At 52.4% G+C, this 24451-nt stretch carries 19 protein-coding genes; 12 read left to right on the forward strand and 7 right to left on the reverse strand.

The window, feature by feature from the left end; translation table 11 throughout:
* Positions 1 to 4 precede the first annotated feature (4 nt).
* Positions 5 to 1492, forward strand: coding sequence for a type I 3-dehydroquinate dehydratase (locus C5O22_RS02515; protein WP_132779625.1), 1488 nt, complete (start codon positions 5 to 7; stop codon positions 1490 to 1492).
* Positions 1493 to 1506: 14 nt separating this feature from the next.
* Here C5O22_RS02515 and C5O22_RS02520 read toward each other — a convergent pair whose 3' ends face one another.
* On the reverse strand, positions 1507 to 2637 hold the full coding sequence (locus tag C5O22_RS02520) for a SpoIIE family protein phosphatase (RefSeq protein WP_132779626.1): 1131 nt from the start codon (positions 2635 to 2637) through the stop codon (positions 1507 to 1509).
* Between the two features lie 94 nt (positions 2638 to 2731).
* Between C5O22_RS02520 and rpiA the strand changes: the two genes are divergently transcribed.
* The 4 genes from rpiA to C5O22_RS02540 all read left to right on the forward strand — a co-directional run bounded on the left by rpiA (position 2732) and on the right by C5O22_RS02540 (position 6441).
* Positions 2732 to 3433, forward strand: coding sequence for a ribose-5-phosphate isomerase RpiA (gene rpiA / locus C5O22_RS02525; RefSeq protein ID WP_132779627.1), 702 nt, complete (start codon positions 2732 to 2734; stop codon positions 3431 to 3433).
* A gap of 62 nt (positions 3434 to 3495) precedes the next feature.
* Positions 3496 to 4155, forward strand: a complete 660-nt coding sequence (locus tag C5O22_RS02530) for a DUF6062 family protein (RefSeq protein ID WP_132779628.1) — start codon at positions 3496 to 3498, stop codon at positions 4153 to 4155.
* Between the two features lie 5 nt (positions 4156 to 4160).
* Positions 4161 to 4715 carry a helix-turn-helix domain-containing protein gene (locus tag C5O22_RS02535; protein WP_132779629.1) on the forward strand — a complete coding sequence of 185 codons (555 nt, stop codon included), beginning with the start codon at positions 4161 to 4163 and terminating at the stop codon, positions 4713 to 4715.
* A 16-nt stretch (positions 4716 to 4731) separates the two neighbouring features.
* Positions 4732 to 6441: an AMP-binding protein gene (locus C5O22_RS02540; protein ID WP_132779630.1), complete on the forward strand. Its 1710-nt coding sequence runs from the start codon at positions 4732 to 4734 to the stop codon at positions 6439 to 6441.
* A gap of 16 nt (positions 6442 to 6457) precedes the next feature.
* On the opposite strand, the gene aroC is transcribed toward C5O22_RS02540, so the two are convergent.
* Positions 6458 to 7513 (reverse strand): chorismate synthase, encoded by a 1056-nt coding sequence (gene aroC / locus C5O22_RS02545; protein ID WP_132779631.1) that lies wholly within the window; start codon positions 7511 to 7513, stop codon positions 6458 to 6460.
* Between the two features lie 210 nt (positions 7514 to 7723).
* On the opposite strand from aroC, the gene C5O22_RS02550 reads away from it, so the two are divergent.
* The 4 genes from C5O22_RS02550 (at position 7724) to epsC (ending at position 15709) form a co-directional block, all read left to right on the forward strand.
* The gene (locus C5O22_RS02550) at positions 7724 to 8893 is read left to right on the forward strand and encodes a cytochrome c biogenesis CcdA family protein (RefSeq protein WP_165910371.1); all 1170 of its coding nucleotides are present in this window, start codon (positions 7724 to 7726) and stop codon (positions 8891 to 8893) included.
* 436 nt (positions 8894 to 9329) lie between these two features.
* Positions 9330 to 13889 (forward strand): acyl-CoA dehydratase activase, encoded by a 4560-nt coding sequence (locus C5O22_RS02555; protein ID WP_243692852.1) that lies wholly within the window; start codon positions 9330 to 9332, stop codon positions 13887 to 13889.
* Positions 13890 to 13894: 5 nt separating this feature from the next.
* Positions 13895 to 14812, forward strand: a complete 918-nt coding sequence (locus C5O22_RS02560; protein WP_132779633.1) for a patatin-like phospholipase family protein — start codon at positions 13895 to 13897, stop codon at positions 14810 to 14812.
* Positions 14813 to 14815: 3 nt separating this feature from the next.
* A complete protein-coding gene (gene epsC / locus C5O22_RS02565) occupies positions 14816 to 15709 on the forward strand; it encodes a serine O-acetyltransferase EpsC (protein WP_132779634.1) in 894 nt (297 codons plus the stop codon).
* Positions 15710 to 15715: 6 nt separating this feature from the next.
* On the opposite strand, the gene C5O22_RS02570 is transcribed toward epsC, so the two are convergent.
* Complete coding sequence (locus tag C5O22_RS02570) at positions 15716 to 16471, reverse strand: putative ABC transporter permease (RefSeq protein WP_132779635.1); 756 nt, start codon at positions 16469 to 16471, stop codon at positions 15716 to 15718.
* 46 nt (positions 16472 to 16517) lie between these two features.
* Between C5O22_RS02570 and era the strand changes: the two genes are divergently transcribed.
* Together era and C5O22_RS02580 are read left to right on the forward strand one after the other, a co-directional pair.
* On the forward strand, positions 16518 to 17456 hold the full coding sequence (gene era, locus C5O22_RS02575; protein ID WP_207895335.1) for a GTPase Era: 939 nt from the start codon (positions 16518 to 16520) through the stop codon (positions 17454 to 17456).
* A gap of 22 nt (positions 17457 to 17478) precedes the next feature.
* On the forward strand, positions 17479 to 18678 hold the full coding sequence (locus tag C5O22_RS02580; protein ID WP_132779636.1) for a YwaF family protein: 1200 nt from the start codon (positions 17479 to 17481) through the stop codon (positions 18676 to 18678).
* 94 nt (positions 18679 to 18772) lie between these two features.
* Here the strand turns inward: C5O22_RS02580 and groL are convergent, their stop codons facing one another.
* The 3 genes from groL to C5O22_RS13715 form a co-directional block, all read right to left on the reverse strand.
* The gene (gene groL, locus C5O22_RS02585; RefSeq protein ID WP_132779637.1) at positions 18773 to 20404 is read right to left on the reverse strand and encodes a chaperonin GroEL; all 1632 of its coding nucleotides are present in this window, start codon (positions 20402 to 20404) and stop codon (positions 18773 to 18775) included.
* A gap of 224 nt (positions 20405 to 20628) precedes the next feature.
* A complete protein-coding gene (locus tag C5O22_RS02590) occupies positions 20629 to 21849 on the reverse strand; it encodes a DNA/RNA nuclease SfsA (RefSeq protein WP_243692853.1) in 1221 nt (406 codons plus the stop codon).
* A 250-nt stretch (positions 21850 to 22099) separates the two neighbouring features.
* Positions 22100 to 22231, reverse strand: a complete 132-nt coding sequence (locus C5O22_RS13715; RefSeq protein ID WP_279432184.1) for a hypothetical protein — start codon at positions 22229 to 22231, stop codon at positions 22100 to 22102.
* Positions 22232 to 22550: 319 nt separating this feature from the next.
* Here C5O22_RS13715 and C5O22_RS02595 point away from each other — a divergent pair, with 319 nt between their 5' ends.
* The gene (locus C5O22_RS02595; protein ID WP_132779639.1) at positions 22551 to 23498 is read left to right on the forward strand and encodes a hypothetical protein; all 948 of its coding nucleotides are present in this window, start codon (positions 22551 to 22553) and stop codon (positions 23496 to 23498) included.
* A gap of 32 nt (positions 23499 to 23530) precedes the next feature.
* Here C5O22_RS02595 and C5O22_RS02600 read toward each other — a convergent pair whose 3' ends face one another.
* Entirely contained in the window at positions 23531 to 24445 is a 915-nt protein-coding gene (locus C5O22_RS02600; protein WP_132779640.1) for a DMT family transporter, read from the reverse strand.
* Positions 24446 to 24451 lie beyond the last annotated feature (6 nt).

Consider the following 24451-nt stretch of genomic DNA (forward strand, 5'->3'; position numbering starts at 1 on the left):
GTCTATGGCAAAGGTCTGTATCTGTCTTACGGGAAAAACGATCGCCCAGAACCTGGAAATCCTTGAAGCTTACCGGCCCTACATCGATGTGGCGGAACTCCGGGTGGATTGCCTCGAACCGGATGAACGTTTTTTTATCCGTCGCTTCCCTTCCCTCGCGGGGGTTCCCACCATTCTTACGGTTCGCCGAAAAATAGATGGGGGCTTTTTTACCGAAGGGGAAGGGGCTCGGATCGTTTTGCTGGCGGCGGGGCTCGCCTTTGCCGATGCGGACCGGCGGAACAACTTTGCCTATGTGGATCTGGAAGAGGACCTTAACGTTCCCAGTCTGGAAGAAGCGGCCCGGACCTTTGGTACCCGGATTATCCGGTCCTACCATAATTTCCAGGGGGTGGACGAAAATTTGCCGGAAAAAATCCGGGCATTACGGCGTCATGGGGATGAGATTGCAAAGGTGGCGGTGATGCCCCAAAACCTCCAGGATGTGGCCCGGATTTTTGTAGCTGCCGAAGAAACTCAGGATGTGGAAAAAATTCTCTTGGGAATGGGACCCCACGGGGTTTGTACCCGTATCCTGGCAGAAAAAATGGGCTCCTACCTTACCTTTGCTTCCCCCCGCCTTGATCCCACTCTGCCTATTGCGGGACCTGGTCAGTTAGACCCTAAACAGCTAGTGAACCTGTATCGATTCCGGGATATCACGAAGACCACGAAGGTATACGGAATCGTAGGATATCCGCTTACTGCCACTTCGAGTCCGGAAATTCATAATCGGGGATTTAAGAACATTAAGTTTGATGGGGTGTATATTCCCTTTCCGGCGGATACACTGGCCTCTTTTTTAGAACTGGCGGAGGTGCTGCAGATAGAGGGGGCCTCGGTAACGGTTCCGTATAAAGAGGCTATCCTTGCTCGACTTGTGGGAGCCTCGCCGGAGGTCCAAAAAATCGGTTCCTGTAACACCATCCTCAGAACACCCCGGGGCTGGTTTGGGTACAATACGGATGCCCGGGGCTTTTCGGATTCCCTTTTAACGTTTATCGGGAAAAAAGACCTTAAATGGAAGCGATGCACCATTGTCGGCGCCGGCGGTGTGGCCCGGGCGGTGGCCTACGAGATTCATCGGTTAGGGGGACGGGCCTGCGTGGTCAATCGAACGGTGCCTAAGGCAAAAGAACTGGCCGAACCCTTCGGTTTTGCCTGGGGAGGGCTCGATAGCCGGGGTATGGAACTGGTTGAAAAATATCGGGATATCATCATTCAAACCACCAGCGTGGGCATGGAAGGTCCCGATGTAGACAAGGATCCCCTGGAACAGTACCGTTTTACGGGCAAAGAGATGGTGATGGATCTGATCTATAAACCAGAGATTACGCGGCTTTTGGAGCGGGCAAGTAGGGCCGGCTGTCGGGTTCTGAACGGATACGACATGCTGTACCGACAGGCCAAGCTTCAGTTTAAGCTCTTTACCGGCCAGGAATACCCAGAGTAAAAGCTGTTTGTCCTCTATGCTTCAATGGCTTCTATCATAAGGGCGCTGATGTCGTCACTGAGTTGTCCGAAGGGATTGCGACTTTTAAGGGTCTCGTAGAGGCTTTCCAGATCCCGTCCACCGTCGGCGAAAAATCCCGTCACCCCTTCGATGCCGAAGGGCATGCCATTACTGTCTTCCGCTTCGTAGATACCGTCGGAGGCAATGAAAAGAATATCCCCCGGGTCAAGGCCGAAGGGAATCTCCTGGTAGTGGGCCCCTTCGACCATCCCTATCATGAAAGACCGTTCCCGGATAGGTTCAGGGACCAGCACTTCATGGCGCTTGCGGAAGATGATGGCCATGGGGTGTCCTGCACTGGCAAAATACCCTGTTCCCGAATGGGGATCCATCACCAGAATAGAGGCGGTAAGGTAGTACCCTTCGATCGTGATGGTGCGGATAAAATCATTATTGATGGTGCTGAGCATCTTCGCCGGAGAGTAGGTGTCCTTCAGGGTACCATGGAAAAGGGTCTTATAAATCATGGCAAAGAGGGCCGCCGAAATACCGTGGCCCGTGGCATCCGCACTGGAGGCCACGAGTATTCCCGTATCGGTGACAAAGGCTTCCACATAATCGCCACCGGTCACTTCCAAAGGATGAAAGAGGGTGCTCACCCGCAGTTTCTCCGCCGTAAAAGGGACGGTGGTCACCATGTGTTTCTGGATTTCACTGGCCAGTTTAAGCTGGGCGTACTCTTCTTGCATGTCCCGAAACATGGCGATTCCCCCGACCACTTCTCCCCGATTGTTCCTGAGGGGGTTAATGGTAAGACTGACGGGAATCTCCTGACCACTGGCGGACCGCATAAAGACATACTGGGCGTATTTCCCCCGATACCCCCCTGATATGGCCAGAGCGAGGGGACAGAGTCCCTCGCCACACAGGAAGGTGCCGGAAGAATCCCGTTTGCAGAGGGGGCCCAGGGTCATGCAGGACCAGCCACAGACTTCCCGGGCAGGGTACCCCAGGATTCGCTCCGCTGCGGGATTCCAGTAACGGATAATATACTCCCTATCTATGATAAAGATTCCCTCTTCTATCTGTTCCAGGACATCGTAATATGAGGTAGATTCCAGTAAAAAATCGTTGCAGCTCTCCACATGATAGAGTATAGTCCATAGATAGGCGTTTTACACAAGAGCGGGGATAGAAAAAGGTCCCTTTTTATAAACCCTTGAGTAAGGCAGGAAACACATGGAGCAACAGAGGCTTAAAGAACTGGTAGGACAAACTGCGGTAGATCAATTGGTTCGCAGTGGAATGAAGGTAGGCCTGGGTACGGGGTCTACTGCCATGCCGGCGGTGCGCCGTATCGGTGAATTATTACAAAAAGGGGTTTTAAAGGATATTAAAGCGGTTTCTACGAGTTTTCAAACCACCGTAGCCTGTGAAGAGTTAGGTATCCCCTTGTATACCCTGAACTCCCGGGAAATTGGGGGCGAGCTTGATCTTACCATCGATGGGGCCGACGAGGTAGATCCGGACAACAATCTTATAAAAGGCGGTGGCGGGGCCTTGCTGTTAGAAAAAATTGTGGCCTACGCTTCAAAAAACTATGCTATAGTGGTAGATGAATCAAAGCTGGTAGAACACCTGGGGCTGGCCTTCCCGGTCCCGGTGGAGGTAATCCCTGAAGCCCGAGAAACGGTCCGTCGGGCCCTTGAAAAACTCGGCGCCCGGGTTACCCTTCGTCAGGCGGTGCGGAAGGCGGGGCCGGTGGTAACCGACAAGGGGAACCTCCTCTTAGATATTTTGTTTTCCCAGCCGGTAGATGCTCGTCTCCTGGAAGCCGAAATTAATCAGATCCCCGGGGTGGTGGAGAATGGTTTTTTTACCCGGAAACGTCCCCAGGTGTTTATTGCCCGTTCGACGGGGATAGTGGAAGTTCGACCGTAAAGAAAGGGGGAAGAGAAAAGGGGCCCCTGTGTTTTGAAAAATCCCCTTTCAGGAAGTATTCAATGGCGGTGGATAAACATATTAACTATTTTGAACTCGAAAAGGCCTGCCAAAAGCCGGGCTGTCCCCTGTGCCGGATTATCCGGGATCGGAGCTGGCGATATTTAGATAACATGCTTTTTGAGCATGTGTCAGACCGGGGCTTCCGGGCTCTCCATCGTCAGGCCGGGGGATTTTGCCCTGAACATTCGGCAAAACTGGTAAACTTTCGGGATGGCCTTGCGGTGGCTATCCTGGGGCGGGATATCCTGGAAGACAGGATACGGCATTTTAAAAGCCGAAAACCCTGGCGCCCCAGGGGAACCTGCCCCATTTGTCTGGAACGAAAACGGATAGAGCAGGAATACCTTTCGTTCCTGTTAGAAGTAGGGGAAGAACGGCCGGACGATCGGGCCCTTATCCAGTGGTTTACCGCCTCTGAAGGGCTCTGCGCACCCCACTATGGGATGCTCCTTGAACTAAAAAAGCGTCCCCCCCGTTGGCTTGTCCAGTTCCAGGAAGACAAATTCTCCCGCCTCATGGAACGGGTTAATCGATTCATAGAACTTTCTGCCTATGGCAGGCAGCAGGAATTTGCGGCCCTCCCCGAAGCAGATAAGCTTGTATGGAAAGAATTGGCCCGGACGTTACGAGGTTCGGGAGATGCGGAAAAGGAGGAATAAGAACGATGGCCCAGATACGGCGAGAAATTGGCCTACGGGTAAAGGAACTCCGGGAAATTCAGGGGATCTCTGCGGAATCCCTGGCAAAGTATCTTATGGTGGATCGAGAGACCTATCTTGCCTGGGAAGAGGGACGGGATGACTTCCCGGTGGGGGTGCTCTACGAAATCGCCGGTCGCTTTCAGGTGGATTTAAGCGAGCTTATCACCGGCGAGGCGCCTAAACTGAGAACCTATTGTCTAACCCGTAAAGGGCGAGGTCCTGAGGTGTATCGGCGCAGTTCCTACCGTTACTGGAGCCTGGCTGCCAATTTTCAACATAGAAAGGCAGAACCCTTCCTGGTGGAAATCCCCGCCGAATCGGAACAGCATCCCATCGCCCTTAATAGCCATCCCGGCCAGGAATTCGACTATGTGCTCGAAGGAACCATGCGGATTACCATTGGGAGCCACGAAATGGACCTCGAGGCGGGAGACGCGGTGTATTTTGATTCTTCTGAGCCCCATGGTATGAAGGCCCTGGGAGGAAAGGCAGTCCGTTTCCTCGCGGTGATTCTTTAGTCTAAAGGAGCTGGCCATGTTGACGAAATATCTATCTACCCTCGAATTTTCCTCCTACGAAGATTTTGTTCAGAATTTTTCTGTCCGGGTTCCTGAAAATTTTAACTTTGCCTATGATGTGATGGACGAACTTGCCCGAAAACGTCCCGATGAACGGGCCCTGGTATGGTGCGATGAAAAGGGGGCTTTTGCGGAGTTTACCTACGGAGAATTGCAACAACGAACAAACCAAACGGCCAATGCCCTTGCTTCCCTCGGAATTAGAAAAGGGACGCCCGTCATGCTTATTTTGAAGCGACGTCACGAATATTGGCCAACCCTCTTGGCGTTGCATAAACTAGGAGCTATTGCTATTCCCGCCACCCATCTTCTTACCCCTAAGGATATCGTGTATCGCTGTAAAGCCGCTGACATCGAAGCCATTGTGGCAGTTGATGAGCCTGCCGTTATGGACCATGTGGACGAAGCGGAACATCAATCTCCTTCCCTGAAGCGTAAACTTTTTGTGCGCTCAGTGCATACCCCCGCTACGGCGGACCCGGCGGCAGGAAGAAAGAACTGGCTTGATCTTAAAGAACTTGTGGCAGGACAGAGCCCGGAGTTCCTCCGTCCTACGGGTAAAGAGGCAACCCAGAACAGTGATATAATGCTCCTCTATTTTACTAGCGGAACCACGGGGATGCCTAAGATGGTGCAGCACGATTTTACCTATCCCCTTGGGCATATCATTACCGCCCGGTACTGGCAAAATGTTCGTCCCGGGGGGCTCCATCTTACCGTGGCCGATACGGGATGGGCAAAGGCGGCCTGGGGTAAGATCTATGGCCAGTGGCTCAGCGAGTGTGCGGTTTTTGTCTATGATTACGAGCGCTTTGTGCCTTCCGCAATGCTCGAGGTAATTAGTCGCTATGGGGTTACCTCCTTTTGTGCTCCTCCCACGGTATACCGCTTCTTTATAAAAGAGGACCTCCGGCGTTACGATTTTTCGCGGCTCGAACACTGTTCGGTCGCAGGCGAACCCCTCAATCCCGAAGTGTACGAACAGTTCCTGGCTGCCACGGGGATCAAATTGATGGAAGGCTATGGTCAGACCGAATTAACCCTTACGGTAGGAACCTTCCCCTGGATGGAACCAAAACCTGGTTCTATGGGACGGCCTGCCCCCGGCTATGATATCGATCTTGTTCGGGAAGATGGTTCTTCCTGTGAAGTAGGAGAAGAAGGGCAGATCGTGGTTCGGACGGATCGCCGCATCCCGGTGGGTATGTTCGGTGGGTACTATCGGGATCCCGAACTTACCCAAAAGGTATGGCACGATGGGGTCTATTATACCGGTGATATGGCATGGAAAGATGAGGATGGCTACTTCTGGTTTGTAGGGCGTGCCGATGATGTCATAAAGAGTTCGGGCTATCGGATCGGTCCTTTTGAAGTAGAAAGTGCCCTCCTCGAGCATCCGGCGGTACTGGAATGTGCGGTCACGGGGGTCCCCGATCCGGACCGGGGACAGGTGGTAAAGGCGACGGTAGTGCTTGCCAAAGGATGGACCGCGAGTGACGAACTTGCCCGGGAACTACAGGAGCATGTCAAGGAAACCACCGCTCCCTACAAGTATCCCCGGATCATCGAGTTCGTGTCGGAACTTCCCAAAACGATTAGCGGAAAGATCCGACGCGTCCAGATTCGGGAACAGGACGGGCAGAGTTCCTCGAAAAACACCGAGTAGGGGGACTTTTTTCCCCTTATATCCGAAGACTCTCCTGGAGTTTCCAGAGGTCCTCCAGAACGAGGGCCGTCATGGCTTCTACCACCGGTACGAGCCGGGGGAGAATGCAGGTATCGTGGCGGCCTTCGGTGCGAATTTCCGTTTCCTTCCCATCGATGGTGATGGTCCGCTGGGGTTTTGCGATAGATGACACGGGCTTTACGGCAATGCGGAATACCAGTTCTGCCCCCGTGCTGATACCTCCGAGGACTCCCCCCGCATGATTGGAACGGAATCCCGCCGCATCCATCCAGTCGTTGTGTTCGCTTCCCCGTAAATCCACCCCGGCAAAGCCATCCCCAAACTCGATGCCCTTGACGGCCCCCAGGGACAGCATGGCATGGGCCAGCAGGGCATCCAGTTTGTCAAAAACCGGTTCTCCGAGCCCCACCGGAAGCCCCCGGACCCGGCATTCGATGATGCCGCCGGCGCTGTCCTGTTCTTCCTGAAGCTGCTGGAGCCGTTGCACCATGGCAGCGGCGGCCTCCAGGTCGCAGGCCCGCAGAGGGTTCTGTTCTATCACCGATTCATCCCGTTTTTGACATTGGATGCCCGCCGCCCGTAGGGTGTAAGCCACAATGTGGACCCCCCGCTGAGAAAGGAGCTTTTTAGCCACCGCGCCGGCGGCGACGCGAGCGGCGGTCTCCCGCCCCGACGCCCGCCCCGAGCCCCGGTAGTCCCGGATGCCGAATTTCTTAAAAAAGGTATAATCCGCATGGCCGGGGCGAAATTTGTCTTTTATGTCGTTATATGCCTCGGGGCGGGCGTCGGTGTTGTACAGCAACAAAAGAAGGGGAGTCCCCGTGGTTTTCCCTTCGAAAATTCCTGAAAGAATGTGAACCCGGTCGCTTTCTTGCCGTGGGGTGGTGATAAAATTCTGTCCTGGCTTTCGTCGGTCCAGTTCTTTCTGGATATCCTGCTCATCGAGTTCCAGGTTCGGTGGAACCCCGTCGATGACAACTCCCACAGCGCCGCCATGGGACTCTCCAAAGGTGGTTATTTTAAACAGGGTTCCAAAACTATTGCCCGCCATACCTCTCCCCTTATATAGGTCATCCTATTTGACGCCGACCTCTGGTCGCTCACGATAGGGCGCTAATTACCCGCAGACCGGCTCTTTTTGTACCTTAGCGATTTTACTATTTCTATGCAATAAGAAAATCTCCTTTCGGGAAGGTAATATTTTGTTGATTCTTACCTTTTCTTACTTTTGTAGAGCCCCCATATTTGATAATCTATGGATATGCAGCGACTCGTACTGGTGTTTCTCTGGTTTTTTGTTAGTATGCCGCCGGATTATCTTCTGGGAGCTCAAAAACTGTCTAATGAATCAATGAGCGTCAGGGGCATCTATTTTACCGAAACGGGCTGTTCCCATTGTGATGCTTTTTTGCTTTTTGAAAAACCCCGGCTTGAAAAAGCTACGGGGCTCAGCCTGGAACTCGAACTTCATGATATTTTAAGCCCTAAGGGCTATGAACTCTGTGTCGCCATGCTTGCCGAGCGGGGCCTTGTGTTTACCGCCTTCCCGGTTTTGTTTTTAGGGAACAATGTGTACCAGGGGAGCACGGCTGTAGAAGCGGGGGGCCGGGCTGAACTAGAATATTGGCTAAAATATGGGCAGTGGCGGCCCGCGGAGGGGCCTGAGGGACCCCAAAAGCCTCCACAAGGGGCTTCAAAAACAGTTCTGGAGGATATATCCTCTTTAAAGGGCCAAACCCTTTCTGTCCTTTCGATTTTTTTAGCGGGCCTCCTGGATGGTATCAATCCCTGTGCCTTTTCTACCCTTTTGTTTTTTCTTTCCTTCCTCGGTTTACGCAGACAGGACCACAAAAAGCGCTTCTGGACCGGCATAAGTTTTATTGGGGGCATCTTTGTGGCCTATGTTGCCCTGGGGCTTGGGATTTTTTCGGGCCTCCGCTACTTTTTTTCTCGCCTTGGGGTCTCCTGGTTTGTGAAGGGCGCGGTGAGCCTTCTGGGGGGCATCCTTGCGGTGGCGAGCTGCTACGATGCCTTTCTTGCCCTTCGGGGGAGGGCCGGCGAATCGATACTGCAACTGCCCCTTTTTTTAAAACAGGCAAGCCATCGGCTTATCAGAAAGGGAACCAACGTCTCCTTGTATATGCTCGCTGCCTTTGGTTCGGGGCTTTTGGTGTCCTGCATTGAACTGGCCTGTACAGGCCAGGTGTATTTTCCTACCCTGGCATACCTGGCCCAGCGCTCTGAAAGGGTATTTCCCCTTCTCTTACTGTACAATCTGGCCTTTATCACCCCCCTCTTGGTTGTGTTTGTGGTGGTACATCGGGGTGCCGCTCAGGAAGGCCTTCGACGGTGGTACGAAGGGCACCTGGTTCTTGTACGGTTCCTCACGGCCTTGTTTTTTGGGAGCCTCGCGGTGCTTGTGTGGCAGTGAGAGGGGAAGGCCTTCTTCACAGTAGGGGCGCTCCGGGCTGGTACGGTGAGGGGCGCTATCTCATCCTATGGCGATTGGCACTCATCAACTTCTAACATTTTCTAAGTATTGCAATAAAATCGAGAGCTCGATACTATGGGTACGGTGATGAGGATGGGGACCCTTCTTTTTGTGGCCCGTACCTTTGCAAAAAGAAGGAACAGCCTTGTTCTTCCCCTGGTTCGTCATCCTCAGAAGAGTTGGACGCCAGGCAAAGCCTGAGGCATCCCCGGAGGCCTTCCAAAGGGGGCAACAAGTTTTGTCAGGAAATAAGAAAAAGGACGGCCCGCCGAATTGTCCCGTACGGGAAAGGAAGCCGAAACCCAGAAAAATGGGGGGAACTTCGGCCCTGCAAAGTACGGACCGCCATAGTTTTTAAGAAAGGTAGAGGTAGCATATGCGTTCATTAGGAATCAACATTGGGTCCACCAGTCTAAAAATGGTGCTCTCGGAACATCAGCAGGTTCTCTGGCAAGAATCGATCCCCCATGAGGGTGATTTTTATGCGGTGGTTCGCCGGCTCTGCGCCGATGGCCATATTGAGCCGGGGATACCGGCCCTGGTCACGGGGAATGAGGGGCGCTTTATGTTCAATGTGGCGGGAACCCTGGAGCCCCTCTGTGTGGAAGCGGCCTTGAAGGCCCTGAACCTTAAACCCCGGGCCGTGGTTAGCATGGGGGGCGAAGACCTGGTGGTGTATTCCTTAGACGAAAACGGGAAGATCATCAATAATTTTTCAGGTAGTAAATGTGCCTCCGGCACGGGGGAATTCTTAAAACAACAGCTTGCCCGGATGAACATGACCCTGCAGGACGTGAACGCCGTTCCCGATACGGCCCAGGTGCTCACCCTTTCTTCTCGGTGTTCCGTATTCATGAAGAGTGACTGTACCCATCGCTTGAATAAGCGGGAAGCTACAAAGGAAGATATCGTCCTTTCACTTTCCAATGTGATGGCCATGAAGGTTCTGGACTTTCTTAAGCGGGCAAAACTTTCCAGTGGCCAGGTGGTCCTTGCGGGGGGCGTTACTTTAAACCGTCATATCATTCGATTCTTAAAAGAGGGGGCCCCAAATATCGAATTTGTTATCCCCGACATCGCCCCCGTGTTCGAAGCTTTTGGAGCTTCTATCCTGGCAAAGGACATGGGCAGTCCCCTGCCGGCGGTGGATAAGCTTCTTAAACCCAACACGGTTCGCTTTGGGACCCTGGGAAACCTGAATCACTGGCGAAATAAGGTTCGTTTCTTTGAGAAATCCCTGGGAAAGGTTCAAAAGGGGCGTTCCTATATCCTCGGTGTCGATGGAGGCTCTACCACCACCAAGGCCTGCCTGGTGGACATGGAAACCGACGAGATTGTGGCAAGCCACTATGGCCGGACCCATGGGGACCCGGTGCGGGCGGTAAAGGAATGCCTTAAGGTTATCCAGGATAAGGTTGTGGCCGATACGGGGAGCAAAGAAGTAGACATTCGCCTTGTGGCCACCACCGGTTCATCCCGGGAAATCCTGGGGGTGTTCCTCGAGACCCCCGGGGTATACAATGAAATCATAGCCCACTCGGTGGGTACCACCTATTTTGATAAAGAAGTGGAAACCATCTTTGAAATTGGCGGTCAGGATGCAAAATACGTGCTACTTAAAAACGGGGTTCCCATCGATTACGCCATGAATGAGGCCTGCTCTGCGGGGACCGGTTCTTTCCTGGAAGAGTCCGCCGCGGGGGACCTTTCCATCCATCGGGCAGAGGATATAGCTCCCATTGCCCTTAAGGCCGATGCTCCCTTAAAATTTGGAGAACACTGTTCTGCCTTCATCAATTCAGATATCCGCAAGGCGGTACAGCAGGGGGCAAGCCGGGAGAATATTACCGCCGGTATCGTCTGTTCCATCGTAGCCAACTACCTGAACCGGGTGGTGGGGAATCGCACCATTGGGGGTAAAATCTTTTTACAGGGTGGGGTCGCCAAAAACGAAGCAGTCCCCCTGGCCTTTGCGATGCTCCTGGATAAGGAGATCCTCGTACCTCCGTCACCAGAACTTATGGGGTGTTTTGGGGTAGCCCTTCTGGCAAAACGAAAGCAGGCAGAAGGCCTCCTGGGGGAGGTTCGCATCGATATTGATGAGGTGCTCCAGCGGGAAATTGGGTACGAACGGGTGTTTAAGTGCCAGACCTGTGACAATTACTGTCCTATCCAGGTGCTGAAAGTTAACGGCCACACCTACATGTTTGGGGGACGCTGTAACAAGTACACCAACATGCGCAAGGCCGTAAAGGATGTGCCCGTCCTTGACTATGTGAGCCGCCGCAACAAGCTCCTGTTCGAAGAGTTTGTCCCCTCAAAGGAAAGCTTTGTGGCAAAACGGAACTACACGGTGGGAATTCCCCGGGCCTTTTCGGTCCACACCCTGTACCCGCTGTATACCTGGTTCTTCCATGAATTGGGAATCCGTACCATCCTCTCCGATACGGTGGACCACGAAGGGGTGGCCCGGGCGGAAAGCGCCTACTGCTTCCCTGCGGAAATTGCCCACGGGGCGGTGGCGGACTGCCTTAAGAAGGGGGCCGACTACGTGTTGCTCCCCCATTTCCGGGATATGCCCAGCTACGAGACCTCGGTCCATGCTAATTTCTGTCCCATTACCCAGAGTTTCCCCTATTACATCACGAAGGCCTTTTCCGATGTGGACCCCCAGCGCTTTTTGCCCCTGGTGGTAAGCTTTAAGTTCGGGGAGAAAAAGGCCCTGGAACTTTTTACGGTGATGACCAGTCGCCTTGGTATTAGCGAAGAAGAAACCCGCCGGGCCTTTGAAAAGGCTCTGGCCAAGCAAAAAGAATATTTTGAAGCGGCCCGAAAATTGGGACTTGAAGCCCTGGAGGAGGCCCGGCGTTCCAACCGGCCCGTCATCGCCATTCTGGGGCGGCCCTACAACGCCTTTACCGCAGAGGCAAACATGGGAATCCCCCGAAAGTTTACCAGCCGGGGCTATTCGGTGATTCCCTTCGATATCCTTCCCCTCGAAGAACAGCCTAACCAGTTCCCCAACATGTACTGGTACTATGGCCAGCAGGATATGCGGGCCGCCCAGCTTCTGAAAAACGAAGAAAACGTCTACGTGACCTGGATCACCAACTTTTCCTGTGCCCCCGATTCATTCATGCTCCACTATTTAAAATGGATCATGGGACAAAAGCCTTTCTTGGTGCTCGAACTCGATTCCCATTCGGCCGATGCGGGAATCGATACCCGGGTGGAGGCCTTCCTTGATATCATCGATGGCTATCGGTCCAAGAAGCTAGAGGTAGAACAGGAACGGTACGATAATGGCTGGAAGTTTGAATACGGTGGTGGCGAGGACCTCCGGGTGGTCAATCATAAGACGGGCCAGAAGGTGCCGGTTCGGAATAATCCCAGGGTAAAGATACTCCTTTCTAACATGGGGAATGTGTCCACCGAATTTATGGCGGCCATGCTCCGGGGCGTGGGCCTGAATGCGGAGGCCCTGCCGGTGGCGGACTTTAAGACCATCCAGATTGCCCGGGCCCACGCGTCGGGGAAAGAATGTGTGCCGAGTCACCTGGTGCTGGGAAGTGCCCTGAAGTACTTTGCCAGCGATAAGTACCGGAAGGATGAACTGTACCTGCTTTTTGTGCCCATTACCACCGGTCCCTGCCGGACGGGCCAGTATTTTGTGTACTACGAGAATCTCTTCAGGGACCTCCGGCTCGAAAATGTGGTGGTCTTTACCCTTTCGGCGGATAATTCCTACACCGAACTGGGACCTGATTTTGCAAAGGACATGTGGAAGGGCCTGGTGGTGACGGATTACCTTAAGGACATTCAGACCGCTTTGAAAGCCACTGCCCGGGATCCCGAAAGGGCGGTGGCCGATTTTGAAGCTTCCTGGAAAAAAATGATGGGGGTCATCGAAAAAGATCCCCGGCTCCTGTGGAAGGAACTGCGACGTATCGCCGAGGACGTGAAGCGCATACCTTTAAAAAGAGCGCTTACCGAATGTCCCCGGGTGCTTATCGTCGGGGAAATTTACGTGCGGCGGGATGACTTCGCGGTGGGCGAACTGATTGACCTGATGAGTGAACGGGGTATTGTGGTAAAAGTCTCAGGCATCGCCGAATGGATCCATTACCTGGATTTTGTGCGTGAATACGCCCTTAAGAAGCTTATTCGGCTTCAGGCTCCCTGGAAGCGACCCTTCTGTAAACCCCAGCGGGATCTTATCAAACTGTATGTTGAAGAGTGGTGGAAACACCATATCGAAAAAAAGGTCCTTTCGATTCTGGAACCTACCGGTCTTATCCCGGAGACCCCCCACGACATGCACCTTATCATGAAGAACACCCAGGAACACTTTGTGAACCTGGAGCTAAACTCGGAAATCGCGGTTTCCAGTGGGGTGGCCGCTACTGCCATGGAACATGGCTATTCGGGGGTGGTAAATATTTCGCCCTTTGCCTGTCTTATTGGGCGGGTTATTGAAGGGCTCTTTACCCCCTGGGCCCGAGAACGGAACTATCCCACGATTTCGGTGGAAGTGGATGGAAACCTCCTGCCCCCCAGCATCATCAATAAGCTTAATATCTTCATGGTAAATGTGCTTCGATTTAAAGGCAATGATGATGTATCGAGCCTGGTCGATCGGGCTGGTGCGACGGGAGTGGCGGTGACAGGACACCTGGCGGGAACGAGCACCGAGATGTCCGGGGGTGCACCCCCCCTCGGTGGCGGAACAGAGGAGAACCGGCGGGTTATTACGGCGGTACCCCTGGTAAGCCCTTCCCCCAACCCTGAGGATGTGGCTGGGGGAGTGCTCCGGGAAGAGGGCCTCGCGCCGCTTGGAAGTTCCATGCCGAACCAAAGTCGGAGCATCCACGACAGGGGGGAAGCCGACCCAAATCGAGAAGAACCCTGTACAGGATGTGGTGGTTGTAGTAAATAAAAATTATGGCATATGATCGGAAGCTTCCCTGGGCCCTGGTGCTCTCGGGGGGAGGAGCGAAAGGGCTTGCCCATGTGGGGGTCTTAAAGGTTCTTGAAGCTATGGATGTGCCGTCCCCCTCGCTTATTGTGGGAACCTCCATGGGGGCTATTGTAGGGGGGCTCTATGCCTGTGGGTATCGGGCTACAGAACTAGAAGAAATCGCCTTTCGCTTTGATATTCGGGACTATCTTGATAGCAAGGTGTTCCGTATGGAAGGGCCCCTGGGGAAGCTTATGCAAACGGGCCAGATTATTGGCCGGCTTGCCACAAAACCCGGGATCGATTCGGGGAAGGCGATTTTTTCTTATCTTGAAAAACTTACCGAGGGGCGTGGGGTGGAAGAGACCCGTATCCCCTTTCGCTGTAACGCGGTGGATCTGGTATCGGGTCGGGAAATCGTTTTTTCCCGGGGACCCCTTGCTCTGGCGCTGCGGGCATCTATGGCCTTTCCGACCTTCTTTGATCCGGTCTACATGGACGACATGGTGCTGGTAGATGGGGGGCTTGTGAATAACCTGGCTATCTCCGTGGCTCGAAGGCGGGGCTTTACCCATATTCTTGCGGTGGATGTGGGTATGTTTACCCTTTCCCAGGCTACCAAGCTCCAGACCGGTCCCCAGATCCTCTATCGGTGCCTCGAAGTAGTAGGGCATCATATCTATCGGGGAGACATGGATCGGGCAAGCCTTACCCTTCAGCCCCGGGATGATACGAGCCCCTTTGCCTTTGCGCGGGCTGCCCATCTTATTCGGTTAGGAGAGCAAACTACCCTGGCCCAGCGGGAACTTCTCGAGCGCTTCTTTACGCCAGGGTGGCTCAAGCGGCTTACCCTTCAACGTCAGGTGCAACGGGTGGGGAAAATGGTCCCCGCCGGGGAGTGATGTATGATTGAACGCCTTGCTTCGCCCATAGCCAGCATTGTCTCAAGCTATGATACCTACGGTCTTATTAACCATACCTCTGGAAATAACCTGCCTTCCCGGGAAAGCATCCAGCAGATCCTCCGGGATATCCAGGGCCTTCTGTTTCCCGGCTTTGGAGAGAGTGAACTGATCGATCCGGAGAATCTCCATTTAAAGACGGCCGAACGGGTGTACCGGCTTGCCCAGGCCCTGGTAGCAGAAATAGAAAAGAGCCTTTCTTTTACCTGCAGAACGGGTACTTTCTCCTGCGATGGCAGTGCCTGCCGAGAAATGGCGGAAACTATCACCGTGGAGTTTTTTTCCGCCCTTCCTGAGATTCGGCGACTCCTTTCCCTGGACGTGGAAGCGGCCTTTCAGGGGGATCCGGCTGCGAAGAGCATCGAAGAAGTGATTGTGGCCTATCCGGGGTTACGGGCCATTGCGACCCATCGGGTGGCCCATTTCTTCTGGAATCGCCAGGTTCCCCTGATCCCCCGTATCATGAGCGAGATAATCCATGGCGAAACGGGGATTGATATTCATCCCGGAGCTACCATAGGTGAATCCTTTTTTATTGATCACGGAACGGGGGTGGTAATCGGTGAAACCACGGTTATCGGGAGGAATGTCAAAATATACCAGGGGGTAACCCTGGGGGCCCTTTCGGTGGACAAGTCCCAGGGAAACACCAAGCGCCATCCTACCATAGAGGACGATGTGACTATCTATGCGGGGGCCACCATTCTTGGGGGAGAAACCACTATCGGCGAAGGGTGTATCATCGGTGGTAATGTGTGGCTCACCGAATCGGTCCCTCCCCATCGGGTGGTATACGTAAAAACGGGGGAACACATTATCAAACCCAGAAAAAAGTAAGGCTTCTTACTTTTTCCCGAGTCGTTTCTTAAGTTGTTCCTGGATCCACTCAGGGAAGGCCTGGAGATTAGGAAGCACGAGCCGTTTAAGGCTCGGGAAAGCGTTGAGGGGTTTAAGAATCCGCCGAATTTCCAGAGGAAGCCGCCGGCGGGCCTCTTCAGAATGGGAAATAAGGTTCCCCAAAGAGAAAAAGCTGCCCCCCCTGGAAACCGCTTCCTGAAGGTCTGCCACAAAACTTTTTACGTAGAATACCAGCTTGCTCGAGTGGACGATATCGATAATGAGTACTCCGCTCAGGAATCCCGAAAGGTAAATGGCCAGGTTGGGATGCAGGGCCTGAATCTGAGAAAGGAGCAGGGGTTCAAGGATCAATTTGAAGCCCACCGCCAGAATAGCCCAATAAAGGGAAAAGCGGAGGCAGATTCTCCCCTGGAGGTTGAATTTTTGGTCCCGGTAGTCCCAGAGGGTAAGCCCAAAAAAGCGCTCTAAAAGCCAGGCTCCCACATACTCGACAATGGTAGGAGCAAGCATGATGGTCCCCCACAGGAGAGCCGGGTGGGCGTTCCGCAACCCATAACTTAAAGCCGCAATAGAAAGGGCCCCAAACCCATAAATAGGAACAAAGGGTCCGGTGAGAAATCCCGCATTAACAAACCGTTTTTCCTGAAAGGAACGGAAGATGGATTCCACAATCCAGCCGAGGAATGCGGCATAGCAGAAATAGAGAAAATACTGGACCAGGCTTAGCCATAGGTCGTTCATAGATTTCCCCCTATCGTAATTTCTTTTTCTTTATTATATTACGGATATGACATCAATTACGCAGCATAGCACGAACGAAATCAAGAAAAAAGTGGCCTTTTTGGCCCTGGTTGGCCGGCCTTCTGCCGGTAAAAGCACCCTACTCAACACTCTCTGTGGGTATAAGGTAGCTATCGTGAGCCCCATTCCTCAAACTACTCGCCATGCGGTCCGGGGCATCCTGACCCGACAGGAAGGACAGTTGATTTTCGTAGATACCCCGGGGCTCCATCTTTCAGAGAAGAAAATGAATGTCAAATTAATTGAAGTGGCCGAGCGCACCCTGGAAGAGTCAGACCTGGTGTTGTATGTGATTGATGCAAGCCGTGAACCGGGACCGGAAGAATCCTTTGTGGTGCAAAAAATACAGGAAAAGATCCCATTCTGCGAGCAAAAAATGGTGGTGGCCATCAATAAGGTTGATGCGGAGGGGGCAAAGCCCGAACGGTGCCGCTCCTTTATTCAAACGAAATTTCCCGCCCTTCCGGAGGACCGGTTTTGTTCCATTTCTGCTTTGAGGGGGGATGGCGTTGCGGAACTTACGGACCGTCTTTTTGCCCTTGCCCCCGAGGGAGAACTCCTGTATCCCGAGGACACCTACACTGACCAGGATGTGCCCTTTCGTATCGCCGAGATTATCCGGGAACAGGCCATACTGCGGCTCAGGCAGGAAATTCCCCATTGTATTTTTGTAGAGGTGGCCGATGTGGAATTGCGGGAAGAGGGTACCCAGTTGTGGATTCGGGCCTTTATTCTGGTAGAGCGGGAATCGCAGAAGGGTATTGTGGTAGGTAAGGGCGGAAGACTTATAAAGGAAATACGCCAGGCAAGTCAACGGGAACTCCAGAAAATCTTTGATTGGAAGATTTACCTGGATCTCCGGGTAAAAACAGCCCCCGATTGGCGTCGAGACGATAAGGTCTTGAAAAAATTACTGGATCGGTAAAAAGTGTGCTATTATTTTCACCATGCACGGAAATAAAAAAGGCGGTGGATGGAAAGGGGTTTTTGGGATTCTCATGGCCCTTATTGTAGGGCTGGACTTTTTTGCGGTGCAAAAAGATTTGCTTTCACCGGCAAAACTGAAAGTGGTGGTGCCGCAGGAAGGGGACCGCTATACAAAGACGGTTCCCCTCTATGGTCAGGGATGGAACCGTGATGGGATTCGTCGCTTCTTTCTTGAAATATATTCTCTCCAACAAAAGGATGCGGTTCTTTGGAAAAGAGTAACCCTCCTTCCAGAAAAAACCAAAAAACCCGATGGCTCCATTCTTGAATTGAGCACCTTCCGGGATTCGATCGAGGTACCCCAGGAGGGGGCTTATCGATTTTCTTTTATCCTAGAGGATGATAAAAATCGAGTATTGGATCGAACGGATCGGATTATCCAGGTGACTGATTCTTATCGGCCCCATCCCTTTGTTCTGTTTGGTCCAATTCATCTCGCGAGCCTTTTCATAGTCCTCCTAGGTGCAGGGGGAATTCCCTGGTTGGTGCATACTATTTCGTGGGTACGCCCCCATCAAAAAACGATTGCCCGGATACTCGCCTTCCTGATGCTCCTTAATGAAGTGATCTATCATGTGTATTGGCAACAATTGGGAGCCTGGTCTGTTTCCACCGCCTTGATGTTTCACATGTGTGGAATTTCCATAATGCTCTTGCCCTGGCTCTTTGAGCTTCCCCGGGGACGGGTGCAACAGTATCTCTTTGAACTGGTATATTTTTGGGGGATTGGTGGGGCCCTGCAGGCATTGTTGACGCCAGATATTGGGTATCTGGGGTTCCCGTCCTATAAGTTTTTTTCTTTTTTTATTTCCCATGGGCTTATTGTTACCCTTTCTCTATATGCGGCGGTCTTTTTACCCTACTGTATTCGACTTTCCTCTGTGGGAAGGGTTTTATTAATCAGCAATGTCATAGTCCTCGGGATTTACGGCCTTAATTACCTCTTGCAATCTTTGCCTCCCTACGAATTGGGGAACTATTTTGTCTTGAGTTATCCCCCGCCTACCGGTTCTGTGATCGATCTTTTTGAGCGCTGGTTTGGTCCCTCTCCTCGCTATATTCTTGGCCTTGAACTCATGGGGCTTGTCGTGTTTCTTCTTATGGTCCTTCCCTGGCGTTGGGTAAAAAAAGAGTCGCCGATACATCAAATTCATAAATAGGTTCTTGAACACTTCTCTATTGAGAAGCAGGGAGAAAATAAAAAGGCTGGCGCCTTCCGACGCCAGCCTTTCGTTGTGCAAAAGAACGGAGTGATTAATAATCCATACCACCCATACCACCGGCGGGAGCGGGATTCTCTTTCTTTTCAGGCAGTTCGGTGATGGCACACTCGGTGGTAAGCAGGAGGCTTGCGATAGAAGCCGCATTCTGCAGGGCTGAACGGGTTACCTTTGCCGGATCGATGATACCGGCCTTCATCATGTCTACCCATTCCATCTTGGCTGCATCAAAGCCAACGCCCTTCTTCTCGTTCTTAGCCCGATCGGCGATAACCGCCCCGTCGAGGCCAGCGTTTTCGGCGATCTGCCGGATGGGTTCTTCCAGGGCCCGCTTCACAATCTTGAAGCCCACCTTTTCGTCATCCGTAAGATTGGAGATATCTGCCTTTTCCAGAGCCAGGGCGGCCTGAATCAGGGCGAGCCCACCACCGGGAACGATACCTTCTTCGATAGCGGCCCGGGTTGCCGAGAGGGCGTCTTCTACCCGGTGTTTCTTTTCTTTCAGTTCCACTTCGGTAGCAGCTCCAACGTTGATCACTGCCACGCCACCGGCCAGTTTGGCAAGCCGCTCTTGCAGTTTTTCCCGGTCATAATCAGAGGTGGTTTCTTCAATCTGGGCCTTAATCTGGGCAATGCGGTCCTGAATATCCTTCTGCTTACCGGCCCCATTGATGATGGTGGTATTGTCCTTGTCGACTTTTACAGTCTTGGCCCGGCCAAGCTGGGAAATGTCGGTGTTTTCAAGTTTAAGTCCAAGCTCTTCGGAGATGAGTTCCCCGCCGGTGAGGATAGCGATATCCTCGAGCATGGCCTTGCGGCGATCGCCGAAACCAGGGGCTTTCACGGCGCAGGCCTTGAGGGTTCCCCGCAGGCTGTTTACTACCAGCGTAGAAAGGGCTTCCCCATCTACATCTTCAGCAATGATAAGGAGGGGCTTCCCGCTCTGGGCTACCTTCTCAAGGAGGGGCAGTACATCCTTCATGGAGGAGATCTTCTTGTCGTGGATCAGGATGTAGCAGTCCTCGAAGGTACAGGTCATGGTATCCCGATCGGTGACAAAGTAGGCAGAAATGTAACCCCGATCGAACTGCATCCCTTCCACATATTCGATGGTGGTTTCCATGGTTTTGGATTCTTCGACGGTAATAACCCCGTCTTTCCCCACCTTTTCCATGGCATCGGCAATGGTGTTTCCGATTTCGGAATCGTTATTGGCGGAAACACTTGCGACGTGGGAAATTTCTTCTTTATCTTTAATCTCTTTGGCGTTTTTCTTAATTTCCTCAACCGCCAGTTCTACTGCCTTATCGATACCCCGCTTCAGTTCAATGGGAGTCATACCGGCAGCTACGGCCTTAAGTCCTTCTTTTACCAGCGAATAGGCGAGAACCGTTGCAGTGGTGGTTCCATCCCCGGCCACATCGTTGGTCTTCGTGGCCACCTCTTTGAGGAGCTGGGCACCCATGTTTTCATAGGGATCGGCCAGTTCCACTTCCTTTGCCACAGAAACACCGTCTTTGGTTACCGTAGGAGCGCCGAATTTTTTGTCCAAGAGTACATTGCGCCCCTTGGGCCCAAGGGTAACCTTTACGGCCTTGGAAATTTGCTCTACCCCGGAAAGCAGCTTACGACGGGCCTCTTCATTGAACATCAACTGTTTCGCCATACTGTGTATCTCCTCTTTTTCTTACCGATTTCCACGCACAGGACACAGAAGGCTTTTCCTTGTCTGCGGGAAAACGGCATAGGTTGGTATTGGGAATTAGGCCTTCCATGAACAAAGGCTCGACCATAAGATACTAAAAAAGGAGGGCAAAAGGCAAGAAAAAAGTGATAGATAGACCTGTTTTTATGCATTTCCCTTCGTTTTCTGGCTTTTTACAGTCCGGTTCACCCACGTTCCAGGGCCTTCACGTGACGATACCAGAAAAGGAGGTCTAGGAAACTACGCTCGGTAAGGGGATTGGTAGGAAAGTAATAAAGATGGCTGTCGCAACTACAGTCTGAACAGCCAAAGCGAGGAATAGGCCTTCCACCGATACGCTCCAGGTCAGCCGCCAGGGCGCATTCTAGATTGCGGTAGGATGCGATGGGCAGGCCCATGATGCGGGCCGCCACCGACGTAAGATAATCGATGTGCCAGTGAGGGTTTTTGTGCACCTTCCGCAGGTGGTGGGCGATGCGCTGGGAAAGATTTTTTTGGGCCGAACCGGTGTATACATACCAACCGGCGTCCAGTGCAAGGGTGCCCAGGGCGCCTACGGTAAGTACCTTCGGTTGATTCAATTCCATAAGGATGAGGTAACTTCCTCGGTTTTCTTCGGCCAGAGTCCCATGGTCAAACACAAGGGGAAGATTAAAATTGATGATCCTCCCAGAACCATCTTCCTGGGCTTCGAGAACCGCCGCATGGAACTGGATCACCTCGTTGTATCGGGATACCGCTGCTGCAAAAGAAGGGTCAGTATGAAGGTTGGGGACAAAGTACTGAGGTTTTCCGTGGACCACTAGAAATAACACATGGCACTGAAACCCTGATTGAGATAAGGCCGCCAGTTCTTCCAGGTGTTTGGTGGCCCGTTCACTGGGGGCATCGGGAAACATGGCCACATCGTGTTCGACAAGGGAACAGGCCTTTACTTCTATCAAATGACGAGATCCTGTGGCGTCCTCTACCAGAAAATCAAAACGGGAGTTCCCCTGGCTGTATTCGGCCTGGATGTGCCGGGCCTCCGGGAAAAGGACCGGCAGCACCGCCTGCTGGACCACCGAGTTTGCCCGGGCGGAGAAAAGAGGAACTATGCGCTCCCCGTAACGCACCGCCACCGCGGTCCATGCTGTTTTTGCAGCCGCAAGGCGTCGCTCAAGAATCAACTCGGTGCCGGGGATCACAAACTCAAGGAGCCGCCCTGGGTTAGGACAGTGGCAGGGTATTTCTTCCCCTCTTTCAGGGTCCTCTGCGATGATAAGGAAACGATTGGGCCTTTTTAGAAACCGGGCTTCCCGGTCCGGGGAAAAGAGCCTGCAACGATATTCTTCCATATCGATAAGGTAGTGTTTCCGTGATTCTTGCGCCAAGAAAAAACGAGAAAAAACGATGGTATTCGGCAAAAAAGCGGGCCCCCTTTCTTTTTATAGGACCGTGAAAAGCCATCCCCCTCTTTCCTGAAGGGGAGCCCTCAACCGCACCGTTATATGGATAGGATCTGCTGGGTTTTTATGGCTCTGTGGCTCTGCCTTAATCTGGGGAATGTGGGACCTCGAAGGGAAAAACTTCCTTCCGAGGCCCTCTTTTAATCGGGTACCTTATTATTCGTGCCGTTTTGGCAAGGCCTCGATACAACAAGGCCCATTGTGAAAATTAGGGGAGCCGCAACATTCTTCGAAATGCCCGCATAAGGTTTCGGAAGAATGAATTAATCGTGAGGCGGAAAGAAAATTTTACCCGGTTTGTGGCTTCTTGAACAGGATCGGGGGATCTCGATAATGACATGAAAACCTCCTTTTGTGTTTGTTTGCAGCGCCTGGCGCACTATGATATATCATTTTTATAAAAGAGATTTGTTGCTTACACAAGGGACTCTTAAGTTTTTGTAAAATGATTGTTGGGGTTTGTTTTTAGGGGTTTGGCTGATTTCTTATATGTTTCCTTGCCCCATATTGACCCAAGCTAAATGTAATGTGTACAAAAATTATTTTCTCTTTTGAAAAGAAAAACATCCTATGCTATATTTAAACCAAGTTTTTCCCTGCAGGTGAAGCACCTTATCATTCTGTTTTAAAATAAGCTCTCAAACAAAAGGAGGTTTTTCATGATGAATAACCGGGGCTTGCGGAGAAGGACCCTCTCGGTGACTGTCTTTTTTTCAGCGGTCATGCTGGCATTTATGAGTTGTAGCCCAGGGGAGCCTGCCGATTTTTCAGGGCTCTGGGGATGGGAAGAAGGTTCCGATTATTTCTTTATCGACCTTCGACAAGAAGAACAATCGGTGATAGGATTTCATTCCGCTGTGGGTGGGGGTGGATCGGTTTTCGATGAGATGCTTGCGGAAACTCCTTCCCTCGAGGGTACTGTAAAGGGAAAGACCCTCAGCGGAACTATTACGGACGCCACCAACGGTGTAGAACTCCCCTTTAAGCTTTCGTATCTTGATGCGGATAGGCTCCAGTGGGAAATAACCAAAAAAACGGATAACGCTCCTTTCCCTCAAAAGGTGGTTCTACAAAAAGTTACGGATATGTTGACCTTTTACTCCAAATTTCAGCGGCCCGACGGTTCTATTGATTATAAGAAATACCGGAACTATGTAAAAATTATGGTGGATGACATAGAAGAAACAACGGCGGACCTCATGGAAGCAGGGTATTACCCAGAAACAACGGCCCCCTGGAAACACATGGATGAATTTTCAGCGGAAGAATGGGACAGACTTTCAACGGCAGTGTATGTTAAAAAGAGCGATGGAGTGCTTTACAAGGTGAACCGATTCCTTAATGAGGGGGGTGCCCTCTGGGAGGAATACTATTTTGATTACCAGCATGACGGAAAGCTCTTCTATGTAAAGCGTTATTTTGATAGCGAACCTGAAGATATCACAGAACTCTATTTCTATAACGGAAAATTCCTTTTTATGGTGGAAAGTGACGACCCTGAAGAGGAACTTGAAGAAGATGCTTCGATGTATATCAGCCGGCTTGTGGATGAGGTAAGCTCTTTTGTCGCCGAAGTTCTGCGTCGAAACAAAAATAAAGAGATATAAGCCCCCGGAGATCCGAAAGGGATGCCGCGTTTTTAAGCCGTGGGACCAGGGGATGGTGAACCCTTTTCCCGTATCAGGTCCCACTGGCTTGCAAGCATCCCCGCAAACATCAGGGCTGAGCCGGAAAAATTCCGGATTCCAAAGGGTTCCCCTAAAAGGAGGATGCCCCCCAGGGTTGCAAAGGCCCCTTCAAGGCAGAGGATGATTGCCGCGTGGGCGGGGGGAGCGTCTTTCTGGGCTACCACTTGTAGGGTGTAGGCGATCCCTACCGACCCTATACCCCCATATAAAAGGGGAAGCCAGCCTGCAGAAAGGGCAGACCACCGGGGCGTTTCCCACAGAAAAGCGGCCCCCAGAGAAAAGAGGGCGCACCACAGGAACTGCCCCGCCGCCAAGAGGAGGGGAGCGCAGCGCTTCGAAAACCGATCAATATAGAGCACGTGGGTCGTCCAGAAAAGGGCGCTGGCTATTACCAAAAGATCCCCGGGATTCATCCGGCCAAGCTCGTCGGGGGCGCTCAAGATGTACATACCTACCGTCGCAAGGCCTGCCCCCACCCAGGTAGCAGGTCCCGTATGGTGCCTTAAAAAAATCCCCCCTATGGGTACGAGGACCACATACAAGCCGGTAAGGAAGCCCGCTTTACCCGCCGTGGTATACACGATCCCAATCTGCTGAAGATTCGCGCCAAAGAAAAGCACTACCCCTGCCCCCAGGCTTGTGAAAACCAGGAAGAGCCAGTCTTTTTTCTGCATTGCCCTGAGATAGGATCGGGTAGACACTCCAAGAAGAGGGAAGAGGGAAAGGGCGCCCAGGGCAAAACGAACGCCGTTAAACGTAAAGGGGCCCATGTAGGACATTCCATTTCGCTGGGCCACGAAGGCAAAGCCCCAGATGGCGGCGGTAAGGAGGAGCAGCCCATCCGCCCGAAGTGCTTTTTTATTCATTTCTAT

It is taken from the genome of Treponema sp. J25, assembly GCF_004343725.1.
In the GTDB taxonomy this organism is placed as follows: Bacteria; Spirochaetota; Spirochaetia; order Treponematales; family Breznakiellaceae; genus J25.

What these genes read in the sequence shown, in the direction of transcription:
- C5O22_RS02560 (WP_132779633.1), top strand. Translation starts at nt 13,895, where the DNA reads ATGGCATATGATCGGAAGCTTCCCTGGGCCCTGGTGCTCTCGGGGGGA.
- C5O22_RS02550 (WP_165910371.1), top strand. Translation starts at nt 7,724, where the DNA reads ATGCAGCGACTCGTACTGGTGTTTCTCTGGTTTTTTGTTAGTATGCCG.
- rpiA (WP_132779627.1), top strand. Translation starts at nt 2,732, where the DNA reads ATGGAGCAACAGAGGCTTAAAGAACTGGTAGGACAAACTGCGGTAGAT.
- era (WP_207895335.1), top strand. Translation starts at nt 16,518, where the DNA reads ATGACATCAATTACGCAGCATAGCACGAACGAAATCAAGAAAAAAGTG.
- groL (WP_132779637.1), bottom strand. Translation starts at nt 20,404, where the DNA reads ATGGCGAAACAGTTGATGTTCAATGAAGAGGCCCGTCGTAAGCTGCTT.
- C5O22_RS02515 (WP_132779625.1), top strand. Translation starts at nt 5, where the DNA reads ATGGCAAAGGTCTGTATCTGTCTTACGGGAAAAACGATCGCCCAGAAC.
- C5O22_RS02540 (WP_132779630.1), top strand. Translation starts at nt 4,732, where the DNA reads ATGTTGACGAAATATCTATCTACCCTCGAATTTTCCTCCTACGAAGAT.
- C5O22_RS02530 (WP_132779628.1), top strand. Translation starts at nt 3,496, where the DNA reads ATGGCGGTGGATAAACATATTAACTATTTTGAACTCGAAAAGGCCTGC.
- C5O22_RS02535 (WP_132779629.1), top strand. Translation starts at nt 4,161, where the DNA reads ATGGCCCAGATACGGCGAGAAATTGGCCTACGGGTAAAGGAACTCCGG.
- C5O22_RS02595 (WP_132779639.1), top strand. Translation starts at nt 22,551, where the DNA reads ATGATGAATAACCGGGGCTTGCGGAGAAGGACCCTCTCGGTGACTGTC.
- epsC (WP_132779634.1), top strand. Translation starts at nt 14,816, where the DNA reads ATGATTGAACGCCTTGCTTCGCCCATAGCCAGCATTGTCTCAAGCTAT.
- C5O22_RS02580 (WP_132779636.1), top strand. Translation starts at nt 17,479, where the DNA reads ATGCACGGAAATAAAAAAGGCGGTGGATGGAAAGGGGTTTTTGGGATT.
- aroC (WP_132779631.1), bottom strand. Translation starts at nt 7,513, where the DNA reads ATGGCGGGCAATAGTTTTGGAACCCTGTTTAAAATAACCACCTTTGGA.
- C5O22_RS02570 (WP_132779635.1), bottom strand. Translation starts at nt 16,471, where the DNA reads ATGAACGACCTATGGCTAAGCCTGGTCCAGTATTTTCTCTATTTCTGC.
- C5O22_RS02555 (WP_243692852.1), top strand. Translation starts at nt 9,330, where the DNA reads ATGCGTTCATTAGGAATCAACATTGGGTCCACCAGTCTAAAAATGGTG.
- C5O22_RS13715 (WP_279432184.1), bottom strand. Translation starts at nt 22,231, where the DNA reads ATGTCATTATCGAGATCCCCCGATCCTGTTCAAGAAGCCACAAACCGG.
- C5O22_RS02600 (WP_132779640.1), bottom strand. Translation starts at nt 24,445, where the DNA reads ATGAATAAAAAAGCACTTCGGGCGGATGGGCTGCTCCTCCTTACCGCC.